Annotated in this window: 12 protein-coding genes and 1 tRNA gene; 9 read left to right on the top strand and 4 right to left on the bottom strand. The window is 53.3% G+C overall.

Annotated elements, in window-relative coordinates; translation table 11 throughout:
• Window positions 1-184: 184 nt before the first annotated feature.
• Window positions 185-4,147: a trifunctional transcriptional regulator/proline dehydrogenase/L-glutamate gamma-semialdehyde dehydrogenase gene (gene putA, locus AC3ITF_RS14225; RefSeq protein WP_135912267.1), complete on the bottom strand. Its 3,963-nt coding sequence runs from the start codon at window positions 4,145-4,147 to the stop codon at window positions 185-187.
• 422 nt (window positions 4,148-4,569) lie between these two features.
• Between putA and putP the strand changes: the two genes are divergently transcribed.
• From putP to phoH, 5 genes are all read left to right on the top strand, one after another.
• Window positions 4,570-6,078: a sodium/proline symporter PutP gene (gene putP, locus AC3ITF_RS14220; RefSeq protein ID WP_096757603.1), complete on the top strand. Its 1,509-nt coding sequence runs from the start codon at window positions 4,570-4,572 to the stop codon at window positions 6,076-6,078.
• A 952-nt stretch (window positions 6,079-7,030) separates the two neighbouring features.
• Window positions 7,031-7,864: an iron uptake transporter permease EfeU gene (efeU, locus tag AC3ITF_RS14215; RefSeq protein ID WP_096757602.1), complete on the top strand. Its 834-nt coding sequence runs from the start codon at window positions 7,031-7,033 to the stop codon at window positions 7,862-7,864.
• A 58-nt stretch (window positions 7,865-7,922) separates the two neighbouring features.
• On the top strand, window positions 7,923-9,050 hold the full coding sequence (gene efeO / locus AC3ITF_RS14210; protein WP_489175769.1) for an iron uptake system protein EfeO: 1,128 nt from the start codon (window positions 7,923-7,925) through the stop codon (window positions 9,048-9,050).
• Between the two features lie 5 nt (window positions 9,051-9,055).
• A complete protein-coding gene (gene efeB / locus AC3ITF_RS14205; protein WP_181820160.1) occupies window positions 9,056-10,339 on the top strand; it encodes an iron uptake transporter deferrochelatase/peroxidase subunit in 1,284 nt (427 codons plus the stop codon).
• A 531-nt stretch (window positions 10,340-10,870) separates the two neighbouring features.
• Window positions 10,871-11,659: a phosphate starvation-inducible protein PhoH gene (gene phoH / locus AC3ITF_RS14200; protein ID WP_168246965.1), complete on the top strand. Its 789-nt coding sequence runs from the start codon at window positions 10,871-10,873 to the stop codon at window positions 11,657-11,659.
• A 238-nt stretch (window positions 11,660-11,897) separates the two neighbouring features.
• Here phoH and AC3ITF_RS14195 read toward each other — a convergent pair.
• A tRNA-Ser gene (locus AC3ITF_RS14195) sits at window positions 11,898-11,985 on the bottom strand.
• A 232-nt stretch (window positions 11,986-12,217) separates the two neighbouring features.
• Between AC3ITF_RS14195 and ghrA the strand changes: the two genes are divergently transcribed.
• The 4 genes from ghrA (at window position 12,218) to AC3ITF_RS14175 (ending at window position 15,176) form a co-directional block, all read left to right on the top strand.
• Entirely contained in the window at window positions 12,218-13,156 is a 939-nt protein-coding gene (gene ghrA / locus AC3ITF_RS14190; protein WP_096757599.1) for a glyoxylate/hydroxypyruvate reductase GhrA, read from the top strand.
• Between the two features lie 119 nt (window positions 13,157-13,275).
• Window positions 13,276-14,013 (top strand): phosphatase, encoded by a 738-nt coding sequence (locus AC3ITF_RS14185; protein WP_115258890.1) that lies wholly within the window; start codon window positions 13,276-13,278, stop codon window positions 14,011-14,013.
• 24 nt (window positions 14,014-14,037) lie between these two features.
• A complete protein-coding gene (locus tag AC3ITF_RS14180; protein WP_096757597.1) occupies window positions 14,038-14,592 on the top strand; it encodes a TorD/DmsD family molecular chaperone in 555 nt (184 codons plus the stop codon).
• Window positions 14,593-14,693: 101 nt separating this feature from the next.
• Window positions 14,694-15,176 carry a DUF1097 domain-containing protein gene (locus tag AC3ITF_RS14175; RefSeq protein ID WP_135912264.1) on the top strand — a complete coding sequence of 161 codons (483 nt, stop codon included), beginning with the start codon at window positions 14,694-14,696 and terminating at the stop codon, window positions 15,174-15,176.
• A 52-nt stretch (window positions 15,177-15,228) separates the two neighbouring features.
• Here AC3ITF_RS14175 and csgG read toward each other — a convergent pair whose 3' ends face one another.
• Together csgG and csgF are read right to left on the bottom strand one after the other, a co-directional pair.
• The gene (gene csgG, locus AC3ITF_RS14170) at window positions 15,229-16,062 is read right to left on the bottom strand and encodes a curli production assembly/transport protein CsgG (RefSeq protein WP_096757595.1); all 834 of its coding nucleotides are present in this window, start codon (window positions 16,060-16,062) and stop codon (window positions 15,229-15,231) included.
• Window positions 16,063-16,087: 25 nt separating this feature from the next.
• Complete coding sequence (gene csgF, locus AC3ITF_RS14165) at window positions 16,088-16,501, bottom strand: curli production assembly/transport protein CsgF (RefSeq protein WP_096757594.1); 414 nt, start codon at window positions 16,499-16,501, stop codon at window positions 16,088-16,090.
• Between the last annotated feature and the right edge of the window lies 1 nt (window position 16,502).

Genomic DNA, 16,502 nt, shown 5'->3' with positions numbered 1-16,502 from the left:
TCGGGCCGGGAGCCTGGGTTGCAAGGGAGGCGGCGGTGAGCCTCCCTTGCACGTTCACGGGTACCTGAGCTTCAGAGAAATGATACCGCTGAGGTGAACGGAACCCTGAGCAAGAATCACATGTTCACCCTACATGCTTAACTGAATGGTATTGCCGTTACCGGAGCCTTAATTAACCATACCCTTAGCCGATTGTCATCAGGCTGGCGTTACCGCCAGCAGCAGCGGTGTTGACGCTCAATGAGCGTTCAATATACAGCCGCTCCAGCAGGATATTGCTCTCACCACGGGCAAAGCCTTGTACCGAGACAATTGCGCCATCCCGTGCGGCAACCGCCTCGCATAACGCGCGCAGTTGATCGGAATCACCGTGGAAGATAACGGCATCGAACGGTTGTACGGTCAGATTATCCGCTTTGGCAAACTGGATGCGCCCGGAAAGAGCGGCAGGCAGACGTTTTGCCAGATCGCGGTGGAAAGCATCATCCGGCCACAGGATGAGACTGCCCACGGAAGCCACGGCGGCGACCTGAACCAGTGCGTCCTGTTCGTTATCGGCAATACACAGAACGCGATCGCGAGGTAACAGCGTCCAGGTGTTGCGCTCGCCGGTAGGGCCAGGCAGCAGGCGCTGGGTTCCGGCCTGCGCCAGTTCAGCAAACTGTTGGCACAGGGTCTGCAACGCCGGGCGATCGGCTGCCCATTCGGTGAGGGCGTCCAGCGGCTGGATCAGCGCCGCCTTGAGCTGTGCATCGACAGGGTAATCGGCATCCTGGCGCGCCAGGGTGATGCTTAGCGCATTTTCCGGACGGTTAGCCAGCAGACGGTACAGATACAGCGGACCGCCGGCTTTCGGACCGGTGCCTGACAAGCCTTCGCCGCCGAAGGGCTGCACGCCGACCACCGCGCCAACCATATTACGGTTGACGTACAGGTTACCCACGTGTGCGGAGCCGGTGACCTGAGCGATGGTTTCATCAATACGGGTATGCACACCCAGCGTCAGGCCGTAGCCGGAAGCATTGATTTGCTCAATCAGATTGCCCAGATTGCTGCGGGTGTAGCGTACGACGTGCAGCACCGGACCAAACACCTCTTTTTGCAGTTCGTCGAAGCTCTCCAGCTCAATCAGCGTCGGCGCAATAAAGGTACCGGTTTGCCATTCCCGCGCATCCTCGCTGTTTTCACGTGCAGCCTGGAATACCGGACGTCCCTTGGCGCGCATGGCCTGAATGTGGCGCTCAATATTGGTTTTGGCCTCATCGTCAATAACCGGCCCAATGTCAGTGGTCAGGCGACCCGGATTGCCCATCCGGCATTCGGCCATTGCGCCGCGCAGCATTTTCAGTGTGTGCTCGGCGATGTCATCCTGCAGGCACAGGACGCGCAGTGCCGAGCAGCGCTGTCCGGCGCTGTCAAAGGCGGAGGCCAGCACATCAACGACCACTTGCTCCGTCAGCGCCGAGGAGTCGACGATCATCGCGTTCATTCCACCGGTTTCGGCGATCAGCGGGATCGGACGGCCTTGCGCGTCAAGACGGCGGGCAATATTACGTTGTAACAGCGTGGCGACTTCCGTTGAACCGGTGAACATCACGCCGCGTACGCGCTCATCGGACGTCAGCTGTGCCCCGACGGTTTCACCCTGGCCGGGCAACAGTTGTACCACGCCTGGCGGCACGCCAGCTTCCAGTAAAATGGCGATCCCCTGGGCGGCAATCAGCGGTGTCTGTTCTGCCGGTTTTGCCAGCACGCTGTTGCCTGCAGCCAGCGCGGCGGCAATTTGCCCGCTGAAGATGGCCAGCGGGAAGTTCCACGGGCTGATACAGACCACCGGGCCGAGCGGACGATGGGTTTCGTTATCAAAATCATCGCGGACTTGCCCGGCGTAATAATGCAGGAAGTCGACCGCTTCACGCACTTCGGCAATGGCGTTGCTAAAGGTTTTACCTGCTTCGCGAACCAGAATGCCAATCAGTTGCTGCATCTGGCCTTCCATCAGAACGGCGGCGCGATGCAGAATAGCGGCGCGCTCCTGCGGCGGCGTAGCGAACCAGATCGGCGCATTATTTACCGCGCTTTGTAACGCTTGCTCCACTTCATTCGGGGAGGCTTCACGCACGTAGCCCACAATATCTTTCGGCTCCGCTGGGTTAATTACCGGCGTCATTTGTCCGTCAGTCACCGGATGCTCCAGCATCGGTTTCGCGTGCCATTTTTGCAGTGCGCTGTTGAGCAGGGCAGAGGACAGCGAGGCCAGGCGATGTTCGTTCGCCAGATCCAGTCCGCCTGAGTTTTCGCGTCCCTTGCCGTACAGGTCGCGTGGCAGCGCAATCTTCGGATGCGGTAGACCCGCCAGGCCTTCCTGCTGCGCCAGTTTTTCTACGGCTTCGACCGGGTCGGCGACCAGTTCATCCAGCGGCAGAGTGGTGTCGGCAATACGGTTAACGAATGAGGTATTCGCGCCGTTTTCCAGCAGCCGACGCACCAGGTACGCCAGCAGCGTTTCATGGGTCCCTACCGGTGCGTAAATACGGCATGGGCGGTTCAGTTTGCCATCGGCAACTTTGCCGGTAACCTGCTCGTACAGGGGTTCACCCATGCCGTGCAGGCACTGGAACTCGTACTGTCCGGGATAATAGTTCTGACCCGCTAACTGATAAATGGCCGCCAGCGTATGGGCGTTATGGGTGGCAAATTGCGGGTAGATCAGATTCGGCACGGCAAGCAGTTTTTTGGCGCAGGCCAGATAGGAAACGTCGGTGTAGACCTTACGGGTATACACTGGATACCCTTCCAGACCGTCCATCTGGGCGCGTTTAATTTCGCTGTCCCAGTATGCGCCTTTTACCAGGCGGATCATCAGGCGACGGCGGCTGCGCGTGGCCAGATCAATCAGATAATCAATCACGTACGGACAGCGTTTCTGGTAGGCCTGGATGACAAAACCAATCCCGTTCCAACCCGCCAGCTCAGGTTCGAAGCACAGTTTTTCCAGCAGATCGAGGGAGATTTCCAGGCGGTCTGCTTCTTCGGCGTCAATATTGATGCCAATGTCGTACTGACGCGCCAGCAGGGTGAGCGACTTCAGGCGTGGATAAAGCTCGTCCATTACGCGATCGTACTGCGCGCGGCTGTAGCGTGGGTGCAGCGCCGACAGCTTGATCGAAATCCCCGGCCCTTCATAAATGCCGCGTCCATTAGACGCTTTACCAATCGCGTGGATAGCCTGCTGGTAAGACACCATATAGGCCTGCGCGTCAGCGGCGGTCAGTGCGGCTTCTCCCAACATGTCGTAGGAGTAGCGGAAACCTTTGTCTTCCAGCTTCCGTGCGTTAGCCAGTGCTTCGGCGATGGTTTCCCCGGTGACGAACTGCTCCCCCATCAAGCGCATCGCCATATCGACGCCTTTGCGGACCAGCGGCTCGCCGCTCTTACCGATGATGCGGTTCAACGAGCGCGAGAGGCTGGCTTCGTTATGTGTGGAGACCAGGCGTCCGGTAAACAGCAGTCCCCAGGTTGCCGCATTGACGAATAACGACGGGCTGCGTCCAATGTGCGACTGCCAGTTACCGTTGCTAATTTTGTCGCGGATCAGCGCATCGCGCGTGGCTTTGTCGGGAATACGCAGCAGGGCTTCCGCCAGGCACATCAGCGCAACACCTTCCTGAGAGGATAGCGAGAACTCTTGCAAGAGTCCCTGTACCATGCCGGCGCGACCGCTGGCGGTTTTCTGGTTACGTAGTTTGTCGGCTAACTGATATGCCAGCTTATGAGCCTGTTCAGCGATCGGTTGCGGCAGGCGCGCCTGTTCCATCAGCATCGGTACGGCGTCGGTTTCTGCACGACGATACGCGGCGGTGATCGCCGCCCGGGAAACAGACTGCGGCAGGATCTGCTCGGCAAACTCGAGGAAAGGCTGGTGAGTTTCATTCTGGTATGCCGAGGCGTCATCACCTTCATTGGCTGCACCCGCCAGTAGGGCAGGCAGCTCAGGCAGGGCATCGTCATTTTCCAGTCTTTCGAGATAATTAAAGATGGCTTGTTTGATCAGCCAATGCGGCGTGCGATCGATTCGTGTTGCGGCTGTTTTAATACGCTCGCGTGTGGCGTCGTCCAGCTTAACCCCCATCGTGGTGGTTCCCATGCCGTTTACTCCTGTTGTGCTGAAATACGGGACTGATAGTTACTGAGAAATATCCACTATGTTGCAACTTTGTGCAACCGTGTTAAATGTGACTTGGTTTGCAAGCTTGAAAATGAATGAAATGTTAATAAATGTGGTATTTGTTGGGATGTCTGTAAAAAATACGAGCGCTTTTTCTCTGCGGCAGTTAACACTTTTTAAAGGTGCAACCGCGAAAAGTGTGAGAGAGTGCAACCTCCAGAAAAATGCTATCTACTCGAGATCAAAATTGATGTAAATGGTGTGTTAAATCGATTGTGAATGATCCTTGCTTCCGGCAGGATACGGTCGCCCAGGTCAACATAGATATCTTTGCCACGTTCCGGCAGGGTAATAAAACGGCAAGCCACGGCATTGTCGATACATAATTTTGGAGAGTTTTGATGGCTATTAGCACACCGATGTTAGTGACATTCTGTGTCTATATTTTTGGCATGTTGTTGATTGGGTTTATTGCATGGCGTTCAACCAAAAACTTTGATGATTACATTCTGGGTGGACGCAGCCTGGGGCCGTTTGTCACCGCGCTTTCCGCCGGGGCATCCGACATGAGCGGCTGGCTGCTGATGGGGCTGCCGGGGGCGATTTTCTTGTCGGGGATTTCAGAAAGCTGGATCGCCATCGGCCTGACATTAGGCGCATGGATCAACTGGAAGCTGGTGGCCGGACGTTTACGCGTACACACCGAGTTCAATAATAATGCTCTGACGCTACCGGATTACTTTACCGGTCGTTTTGAAGATAAAAGCCGCGTGCTGCGTATTATTTCCGCGCTGGTTATTCTGCTGTTTTTCACCATCTATTGTGCTTCAGGGATTGTTGCAGGGGCGCGTCTGTTCGAAAGCACCTTCGGCATGAGTTATGAAACAGCGCTGTGGGCGGGTGCGGCAGCGACGATTATCTATACCTTTATTGGTGGTTTCCTGGCCGTCAGCTGGACCGATACCGTGCAGGCCAGCCTGATGATTTTTGCTCTGATCCTGACGCCGGTGATGGTGATTATTGGTGTCGGCGGCTTTGAAGACTCGCTGGAAGTGATCAAACAAAAGAGCATTGAGAACGTGGACATGCTCAAAGGCCTGAACTTTGTCGCCATTATTTCCCTGATGGGCTGGGGGCTGGGTTACTTCGGTCAGCCGCACATCCTGGCGCGCTTTATGGCGGCAGATTCTCACCATAGCATCGTGCATGCACGTCGCATCAGCATGGCATGGATGATCCTGTGTCTGGCGGGCGCGGTGGCCGTTGGTTTCTTCGGTATCGCCTACTTCAATAACAATCCGGCACTGGCCGGTGCAGTGAACCAGAACGCTGAGCGGGTGTTTATTGAACTGGCGCAAATCCTGTTCAACCCGTGGATTGCCGGTATTCTGCTGTCGGCTATCCTTGCGGCGGTGATGTCGACGCTGAGCTGCCAGCTGCTGGTGTGTTCCAGTGCCATTACGGAAGATTTGTACAAAGCGTTCCTGCGTAAAAATGCCAGCCAGAAAGAACTGGTGTGGATTGGCCGCGTCATGGTACTGGTAGTCGCGCTGATCTCTATTGCTCTGGCGGCTAACCCGGAAAACCGCGTTCTCGGTCTGGTGAGCTACGCCTGGGCTGGCTTTGGTGCGGCATTCGGACCGGTAGTGCTGTTCTCCGTACTGTGGTCGCGTATGACCCGTAACGGTGCGCTGGCGGGGATGATCATTGGTGCGGTCACGGTTATCGTCTGGAAACAGTTCGCCTGGCTGGGCCTGTATGAAATCATCCCGGGCTTTGTGTTCGGCAGTATTGGTATCGTGGTGTTCAGCTTGCTGGGTAAAGCACCTTCAGCCGCAATGCAAAAACGCTTTGCTGAAGCTGATGCGCATTATCATTCTGCACCGCCGTCACGTTTACAGGTTGAGTAATCTGCTTACTGCTTCTACAGCCCGCCGCGTGCGGGCAATGCGGTTCAGTTAAGCATGTAGGGTGAACATGTGATTCTTGCTCAGGTTTCCGTTCACCTCAGCAGTGTCATTTCTCTGAAGCGCAGATACCCGTGAACGTGCAAGGGAGGCTCACCGCCGCCTCCCTTGCAACCCAGGCTCCCGGCGGGAAAATCGTCGCTGCGCGATTCATTCGTCTTATTCCGTCTGCCTGTCGGGTCGGGGCCGAGCCTGCGTCCCAGCAGGCCGTCCCCTCTGCCCGCATCCCTGCGGGCAGACCCGGTCAGCCGTCAACACCTCATCAATTTTCAGCCGGACCAGGGTGTCGCTTCAGCGCTCTGGCTTTCAGCTATATCCGTTTTGCTGTTCAGAGATATTCAAGTAAAAGCACAGGTGGACAGGTGTGGGCTGGTCCGGCTGAAAATTGCCGACGTGTTTCCGTAAGGCCGGGAGAGCCAGCATGGATGCTGGCTCAGGGCGCGTTTTGCAGGGACGCTACCTCGCGCCCGGCCCGATAGCCTGGAGGAATAAGCGGAGGGGATTGCGAAGCAACAATTTTCCGTGCCGGGAGCCGGGATTGTCAAGGGTGCGGCGATAGCACCCTTGACACGTTCACAGGCCTTCAAGGCATAGAAAAACGATGAACATGAGGTGAACGGAACTTTCTCTGAGATAGCATGTTCATTACCTCCGGCAGCACATGTTGATACCTTCTGAAAACGTGTCGTTAACTGAATAACATAGCGCCGCGTGCGGGCTTTTTATGCCGCTTCGCAAAATCACAGTAACCATTATCAGACTAACTGTTTACATTAAGTCATCATTCTCAAAACATTCTTCTTGAGTTTTTATTTTCTGTAATGATAATCACTATCACTGTAATTTACTTTTCTTTTCACGAGTTGACTGAGAATAACGTTTAAGGGTGCTTCGCATGTTTGTTCCATTTCTGATTATGTTGCGCGAAGGCCTAGAGGCCGCGCTGATTGTCAGCCTGATAGCCAGTTACCTGAAACGGACTCAGCGCGGTCGCTGGATTGGCGTAATGTGGATTGGTGTTCTACTGGCGGCGGCGCTATGCCTGGCGCTGGGGATTTTCATCAATGAAACTACCGGTGAATTTCCGCAAAAAGAGCAGGAGCTGTTTGAAGGGATTGTGGCAGTGATTGCCGTGGTGATCCTCACATGGATGGTCTTCTGGATGCGTAAAGTTTCGCGCAACGTCAAAGTTCAACTGGAGCAGGCGGTCGATAACGCGTTACAGCGTGGCAATCATCACGGATGGGCGCTGGTGATGATGGTCTTTTTTGCCGTCGCTCGTGAAGGCCTGGAGTCGGTTTTCTTTCTGCTGGCCGCCTTTCAGCAGGATGTGGGGATCTGGCCACCGGTTGGGGCGATGCTGGGACTGGCAACGGCCGTCGTTCTGGGCTACCTGATATATCTCGGCGGGATCAGACTGAATCTCGGGGCCTTCTTCAAATGGACCAGCTTGTTCATTTTGCTGGTGGCCGCAGGTCTTGCCGCCGGAGCCATTCGCGCGTTTCACGAAGCTGGGTTATGGAATCATTTCCAGGATGTGGCATTTGATCTGAGCAGCGTGCTGTCGACGCACTCGTTGTTTGGCACGCTGATGGAAGGGATTTTTGGTTACCAGGAAGCGCCAAGTGTCAGTGAGGTTGCCGTCTGGTTTATCTACCTGATCCCGGCACTGATTATGTTTGCATTACCGCCTCGTTCAGGCTCTACGGCGTCTCGTACTGCACCCTGATAACAACGCGACGCAGAATATCATTTAGTTACAACATACTTATTTATAGGGATAGGTCATGACGATTAACTTTCGCCGTAGTGCGCTGCCGCTGGGTATGGCTGCGCTGTTTACTTCTGCTTTTGCCTCACACGCCGCAGATATTCCCAAGGTCAATGTCACGGTTAACGACAAACAGTGTGAACCGATGACAATCACGGTTAATGCCGGAAAAACCCAGTTCATTATTCAGAACCACAGTCAGAAAGCGCTGGAGTGGGAAATCCTCAAAGGCGTGATGGTGGTGGAAGAGCGTGAAAATATTGCGCCGGGCTTTAGCCAGAAAATGACCGCCAACCTGCAACCTGGCGAATATGATATGACCTGCGGCCTGCTGACGAACCCGAAAGGGAAGCTGATCGTCAAGGGCAGCGCAACGGCAGATGCGGCACAGAGTGACGCCCTGCTGAGCCTGAGCGGTGCAATTACCGAATACAAAGCCTATGTAACCGCAGAAACCGCACAGCTGGTGGCGGGGACCAAAGCATTTACAGATGCCATTAAAGCTGGGGATATCGGGAAGGCTAAATCCCTGTATGCGCCGACGCGCCAGCATTATGAACGTATTGAACCGATTGCCGAGCTGTTCTCTGACCTCGATGGCAGCATCGATGCACGTGAAGATGATTACGAGCAAAAGGCCGCCGATCCTAAATTCACCGGCTTCCACCGTCTGGAAAAAGCGCTGTTTGGCGACAATACCACCAAGGGGATGGATAAATACGCCGACCAGTTGAACACCGATGTTATCGACCTGCAAACGCGCATCAGTGAACTGGCCTTCCCACCGTCTAAAGTGGTTGGCGGAGCGGCGGGTCTGATTGAAGAAGTGGCCGCCAGTAAAATTAGCGGCGAAGAAGATCGCTACAGCCACACCGACCTGTGGGATTTCCAGGCCAACGTCGATGGCGCGCAGAAAATTGTCGATCTCCTGCGTCCTCAACTGCAAAAATCCAATGCTGAACTGCTGGCAAAAGTGGATGCGAACTTCAAAAAAGTCGATAGCATCCTGAGCAAGTATCGCACCAAAGACGGGTTTGAAACTTACGACAAACTGACCGATGCTGACCGCAACGCGCTGAAAGGACCGATTACGACGCTGGCAGAAGATTTGTCGCAATTACGCGGCGTACTGGGTCTGGATTAAGCATAATGCAACAAGATAATGAAAACGGCGTGAGTGAACCCTCACGCCGACGTCTGTTGAAGGGCATGGGAGCATTGGGTGGCGCGCTGGCACTGGCGGGCGGCTGTCCGGTTGCGCATGCGCAAAAACCGCACAGTGCGCCGGGCACTCTGTCACCCAATGCGCGCGATGATGTACAGCCCTTTTATGGACCGCATCAGGCGGGGATCCTGACGCCGCAGCAGGCCTCGATGATGCTGGTGGCATTTGATGTCCTCGCCAGCGACAAAGCAGATCTTGAACGTCTGTTCCGTTTACTGACCCATCGCTTTGCGTTCCTGACCACCGGCGGCCCGGCCCCAGAAACGCCGAATCCGCGCTTGCCGCCAATGGACTCCGGCATTCTGGGGGCTTACATTGCCCCGGACAACCTGACGATGACGCTGTCGGTCGGCCATTCACTGTTTGATGAGCGCTATGGCCTGAAAGCACAAATGCCAAAAACACTGCAAAAAATGACGCGCTTCCCGAATGATTCGCTGGATGCGGCGCTGTGCCACGGGGATGTGCTGTTACAGATTTGCGCCAACACGCAGGACACCGTTATTCACGCGTTGCGCGATATCATCAAGCACACGCCGGATTTGCTCAGCGTGCGCTGGAAGCGAGAGGGATTTATCTCCGATCATGCTGCACGCAGTAAAGGCAAAGAAACCCCGGTAAATTTACTCGGTTTTAAAGACGGGACCGCGAACCCGGATGGTACTGATGAAAAGCTGATGCAAAACGTGGTGTGGGTCACGGCCGATCAGGGCGAGCCTGCATGGGCGGTAGGGGGCAGCTATCAGGCGGTGAGACTTATTCAGTTTCGCGTGGAGTTCTGGGATCGCACGCCGCTTAAAGAGCAGCAAACCATTTTTGGGCGCGATAAACAGACCGGCGCTCCGCTGGGAATGCAGCATGAGCATGATGTACCGGACTATGCCAATGATCCTGAAGGTGAGGTGATTGCGCTCGACAGCCATATCCGGCTGGCGAACCCGCGGACCAAAGAGACCGAATCCAGCCTGATGATGCGTCGTGGCTACAGCTATTCGCTCGGTGTGACGCAATCTGGACAGCTGGATATGGGGCTGCTGTTCGTATGCTATCAACACGATCTGCAGAAAGGTTTTTTGGCCGTACAGAAACGCCTGAACGGTGAAGCGTTGGAGGAGTACGTTAAGCCGATTGGCGGCGGTTACTTCTTTGCTTTACCGGGCGTAAAAACACCGGACCACTACCTCGGACAATCTCTGCTACAAGCCTGATTCCCGTGCCCCGCGCCTGTGCGGGGCAATTCCTCACATGTTGACCTGATACAGCGATGAACGAAAAAATTAATTTTTGTGATACGTGCTGCAGTGAAATAATTCTGTCATCTCTCTGTAAGAGACTGTTGCCAACGATAAGATGGAATTTAGTTAACAATAAGTAAAAATATTGTTGCATTGAGAATAAATTCTGTTGTACTTATATGTAACAGCGGTAGTTCCCGGCAGTGATAGTCATTCACTATGGAGATCGCGAATGGTAACGTCCTGTATTGGACAGGTTTCTTACATTATCACCACCTTACGCGGACGTTTCTCTTCCGGTAGCCATCTCGTCACCGCTAAATTCCTCTCTCTTCCACATCTTATCCTTGTTACTGACGCCTTATACGGTGCGCGTAGCCGTGTGTGGTGTCTTATTCGTAGGCAAGCAATGGCTTACAAGGAAGCCAACCCTCAGATGTTCGTGCGCATAATCGTGCCGAAGATGGCGCGTGTGATGTATACCTACAACTCAAGGTGCTATCCATGGGAAGACAAAAAGCAGTGATCAAAGCTCGTCGTGAAGCAAAACGTGTGCTGAGACGGGATTCGCGTAGCCATAAACAACGTGAAGATGAATCGGTCACCTCGCTTGTGCAGATGGGCGGCGTAGAAGCGATTGGTATGGCGCGTGACAGTCGCGATGCCACACCTATCACGGCGCGAAATGAGGCTCAGGCGCACTACCTGAATGCTATTGAGAGTAAACAGCTGATCTTCGCCACCGGTGAAGCCGGGTGTGGTAAAACCTGGATCAGCGCGGCAAAAGCAGCAGAGGCTCTGATCCACAAAGATGTGGACCGGATCATTGTCACCCGTCCAGTTCTGCAAGCTGATGAAGATCTCGGCTTCTTACCTGGAGATGTTTCCGAGAAGTTTGCTCCCTATTTTCGCCCGGTGTATGACGTGCTGGTAAAACGTCTGGGTGCCTCCTTTATGCAATATTGCCTGCGACCTGAGATTGGGAAGGTAGAAATCGCGCCGTTCGCGTATATGCGCGGACGGACATTTGAAAATGCCGTTGTCATTCTCGACGAGGCTCAGAATGTCACTGCTGCGCAGATGAAGATGTTTTTGACGCGCCTCGGGGAGAATGTGACGGTAATTGTGAACGGGGATATTACCCAGTGCGATTTACCGGCGCATGTTCGATCCGGACTAAACGATGCGCTGGCCCGCTTCGAAGAAGATGACATGATTGGAATCGTTCGTTTCAATAAAGATGATTGCGTTCGCTCGGCGCTTTGTCAGCGGACGCTTAACGCTTACAGCTGATAGGTTCTGCGTCTTCAAGGCCCGGGGAACCGGGCTTTGTTTTTTTATAAGCAGGGATAATCGTTTATATGCATATAAAAAACACAGACACGCTTCTTTGCAGGATGCCTGATGGCGCTTCGCTTATCCGGCCTACGGGGATTTCGTTGTCGGCCGGATAAGATGCTCGTATCGCATCCGCTATATTGCAACAGACGAAAAAAAAGCCCGTACTTGCGTACGAGCTCTTCTTCAAATATGGCGGTGAGAGAGGGGTTCGAACCCTCGATACGTTGCCGTATACACACTTTCCAGGCGTGCTCCTTCAGCCACTCGGACACCTCACCGTATTGTTGTTCCTGCGTTAGCGGAACGGGCGCTAATGTAGGGGAAACACCGCCCCGACGTCAATCTACTTTTTAAAAAAAACGTGCATTTACACAAACTTCAAGCAACATGGGGCGTAAATAAGCAAGAATTGCTTTTTTTGCCAGCATCCTAAAATTTGCTATTCTGATATTCCTTGGAAAATGATGATAAGTGCGAGAAAGTTCCGCATAACACTGCTCAGGAGTTAATATGGAAATACTTTTCTATCACCCGACATTCGATACGGCCTGGTGGCTGAAGGCACTAGCTAAGGCAATCCCAGGCGCAAATGTCCGTGAATGGAAGCGGGGTGATAATGCGCATGCTGACTATGCCCTCGTCTGGCATCCACCGGTTGATATGCTGGCAGGTCGCAAGTTAAAAGCTGTTTTCGCGTTGGGCGCCGGCGTGGACTCTATCCTCAGCAAGCTAAAAGCCCACCCTGAAATGCTGGATGCGTCAATCCCGCTTTTCCGTCTGGAAGATACCGGTATGGGTCTGCAAATGCAGGAATATGCGGTGAGTCAGGTGCTGCACTGGTTTCGACGCTTTGATGACTATCAGGCGCTAAAAAGTCAGGCGAAATGGCAACCGCTGCAAGAGTATACCCGCGAAGAGTTTACTGTCGGGATTATGGGGGCAGGGGTATTAGGGGCTAAAGTGGCTGAGAGCCTGCAAGCATGGGGCTTCCCGCTGCGTTGCTGGAGTCGGACGCGTAAATCCTGGCCCGGTGTGGAAAGCTTTGCCGGTACCGCAGAGCTGGCGGCGTTCCTGAGCCAAACGCGGGTGCTGATTAATCTTCTGCCAAATACGGCAGAAACGGTAGGTATTATTAACACCGGGCTGCTGAATCAATTGCAGGATGGGGCGTACGTGCTTAACCTGGCACGCGGGGTTCATCTGAAGGAAGACGATCTGCTGGCTGCGCTGAATACCGGAAAGTTGAAGGGCGCGATGCTGGACGTCTACAGCAGCGAGCCGCTACCGGAAAATAACCCTCTATGGAAACATCCGCGCGTGGCGATGACGCCGCATATTGCCGCCGTGACGCGTCCTGCAGAGGCCGTAGACTATATCTCACGCACCATTTTAAACCTTGAGAGTGGGAAAGCCGTAACGGGTCAAGTCGATCGCGTTAGGGGATATTGATAACAACCCGGCCAGCCGCCGGGTTTCGTCTAAACACCGTCCTACAGCTCTAATTATTTAGGGTATTAATGGTGGAGATACCTGCTATCCTTGACGAAAAATGACTACAGGAGAGAATTATGTATCCCGTTGACCTGCATATGCATACCGTCGCCAGCACCCACGCCTACAGTACCCTGAGTGATTACATCGCCGAAGCCAAACGCAAAGGTATCAAGCTGTTTGCGATCACCGATCACGGGCCGGACATGGCAGATGCCCCGCATCACTGGCATTTTATTAATATGCGCATTTGGCCAAGGTTGGTGGACGGGGTGGGAATTCTCCGCGGTATTGAAGCGAATATTAAAAATATTGACGGCGAGATCGACTGCTCCGGTCCGATGTTTACTTCCCTGGATTTAATCATTGCAGGCTTCCATGAGCCGGTTTTCGCACCTGTTGATAAAGACACGCATACCCAGGCGATGATTGCCACAATGGCGAGTGGTAATGTGCACATTATCAGTCATCCAGGAAATCCAAAGTATGAGTTAGACTTTACCGCCGTCGCACAGGCGGCAGCGAAATACCAGGTAGCACTGGAAATCAATAACTCCTCATTCCTGCATTCACGTAAGGGCAGTGAAGACAACTGTCGCGCAGTCGCCGCAGCGGTACGTGATGCCGGTGGATGGGTGGCGTTAGGATCGGATTCCCATACCGCCTTCACGCTGGGGGAATTTGGTGAATGCCGTAAAATCCTGGATGATGTGAACTTCCCGGAGGACAGAATTTTAAACGTATCGCCAAAACGCCTACTGGCGTTTTTGGAATCGCGCGGCATGGAGCCTATCGCGGAATTTGCTGAACTTTAATTGTGAACTAACTGGAATACAACAATGAACGAGTTTTCTATCCTGTGTCGCGTCCTGGGATCGCTGTTTTACCGCCAACCGCAGGACCCGTTACTGGTTCCTCTTTTTACCGTGATCGGTGAGGGTAAACTGTCAGCAAGTTGGCCACTGGAGCAAGATGAACTGCTAGCTCGCTTACAGAAAAGCTGTGATATGCCGCAGGTGGCTGCAGATTATAACGCGCTGTTTGTCGGTGAAGAGTGTGCGGTGCCACCTTATCGCAGCGCTTGGGTCGAAGGTGCTAAGGAATCCGATGTTCGCGCATTCCTTTCTGCGCGCGGCATGCCGTTGTCGGATACTCCTGCTGATCATATCGGCACATTGCTGCTGGCTGCGTCATGGCTTGAAGATCAGTCTGCTGAAGATGAAAGTGAAGCGCTGGAAACGTTATTCGTTGACTATCTGCTCCCGTGGTGTGACGCGTTCCTTGGCAAAGTGGAAGCGCATGCCAGTTCCCCATTCTGGCGTACCATGGCGCCGCTGACGCGCGATGCGATTGGCGCGATGTGGGACGAGTTGCAGGAAGATACAGAAGAGTAAATGTGATTTAAGTCACTTTATTCTGCAACGCAATTTATCAGCTTGCATAAATTGTGTGCACGATCTCATTATCATGCCGTTTTTCTGCTAAGATGCGCGGCATGAACATACTTCTTTCAATTGCAATCACAACGGGCATTCTCTCCGGTATCTGGGGATGGGTGGCCGTTTCTCTTGGTTTACTCAGTTGGGCAGGTTTTTTGGGTTGTACAGCCTATTTTGCCTGTCCGCAGAGTGGGCTGAAAGGGCTGTGGATCTCAGCGTGTACGCTGTTAAGCGGTGTGGTGTGGGCGTTGGTGATTATTAACGGTAGTGCGCTTGCCCCGCATATGGACATCATCGGCTATGTCATTACGGGGATTGTTGCCTTCTTGATGTGCATTCAGGCTAAGCAATGGTTGCTTTCATTTGTGCCGGGTACGTTTATTGGTGCATGTGCAACATTTGCAGGGCAGGGGGACTGGCGTCTGGTTCTGCCTTCGTTAGCAGTGGGACTGGTGTTTGGCTATGCAATGAAGAACAGCGGATTGTGGCTGGCGTCCCGCCGTGAAAACCGAGAATCACCTTCGTTGACCAGTAAATAATAAAAAGCGTGAGGTTACCCTCACGCTTGTCGTTGTCTTTTCATATTCAGTATCAGGATTCCGGCGGTACCGACAAATGACGGTATTTAACCAGAATATCGTTATCGACCTGTTTCTTATCCTGCAAGTCCCATAATCCGCGATCAATCCCGTCGTTAATCAGGAAAATAACCCCAGTTTCAATGGCTGACATCAGGCACAGCATAACGGGTTCGTTAGAGGTATAACCGATTTCACCTTCCAGCAGACGTTGGTAATCAATGAAGCGGAATACCCCAGCCTGGACTTCATAGGAGAGAATGGTTTTGCTGGTGTTCACCGAAGAAAGGATTTCACCCGTGCTGACGTTGACCACACGCAGGTTGACCGCAATCTGATCAAGTTGGTATTGCGTGTCTGCGCCAATACCGAAATAACGCGCGCCAACCCCACCAGACTTAACGTTGCTTTCATAACCGATGATAGACCCTTCCACCATTACGTTTGCGGCGGTCAGTGACTGAAGCGGAATACGGTTATTTACAGCAACGGTACCGTTTTCTTGCGCAGCACGAATAATTTTTCGTTCGTTAAGCAAGTTCTGTAATCCCTGACGCTCCAGCGGTACAAACCAGCGAGAATCCTTCAATGCGGTGACCAGCATCGCCGTGGCACTTTGCGGGACAGCCGTTGAGAAGTTACTTGCCGGGTAAGGCTTAAATTGACCCGTTTCATCTTGAATGTTGTAAACCGAGACAAAAATCTTGCCCGTAGGCATTGGCAGGTGCGTCAAGTCTTTATAGCTTTGGGCACGCGGCATTAATGTCGGTTTAGCGGCTTCTTGTGGCGGGGCTGTTAAGCATCCGCTGAGTAAGAATATTGCAACCAAAATAAGTAAGCGCTGCATGATTTTTTCCTTTCGTAGCTATAGCTTAGAAATCGGCTGACTGTGTTTGTAAACCCGACACTTCTATCGTCGATGTTTTGCCCGTTTTCCTGTCTGTGACATTGAGTTGCAGCTGCCCATCCCGGTTGGCGATATCAATGATAAAATCATTGGTTACCATCCTGCCCGGCTTACCGGTATTAATATTGGTAAGCAGACCGCCGAGAATTTGTGACTGGATGGCCTGGGTAAAGTTGTCCAGGGCCGATGGGGTTTCAAAACCGAAATCGTCACCACTTGGATCTTTATACGAGTTTTGCGCCTGCGCACTGTTCAGCAAAAAAGCGCCGTTATTTGGGTTGCCACCAAAGTTTGGATTGCGGAACTGGAACGTCATGTTTCCGGCCCAACTTAATGGTGAAATTAGCATGAGCAAAACCACTGCATGTTTGACACGCATG

It is taken from the genome of Citrobacter sp. KH_055_1 (assembly GCF_057838705.1).
This window is presented reverse-complemented; position numbering and strand designations above follow the sequence as displayed.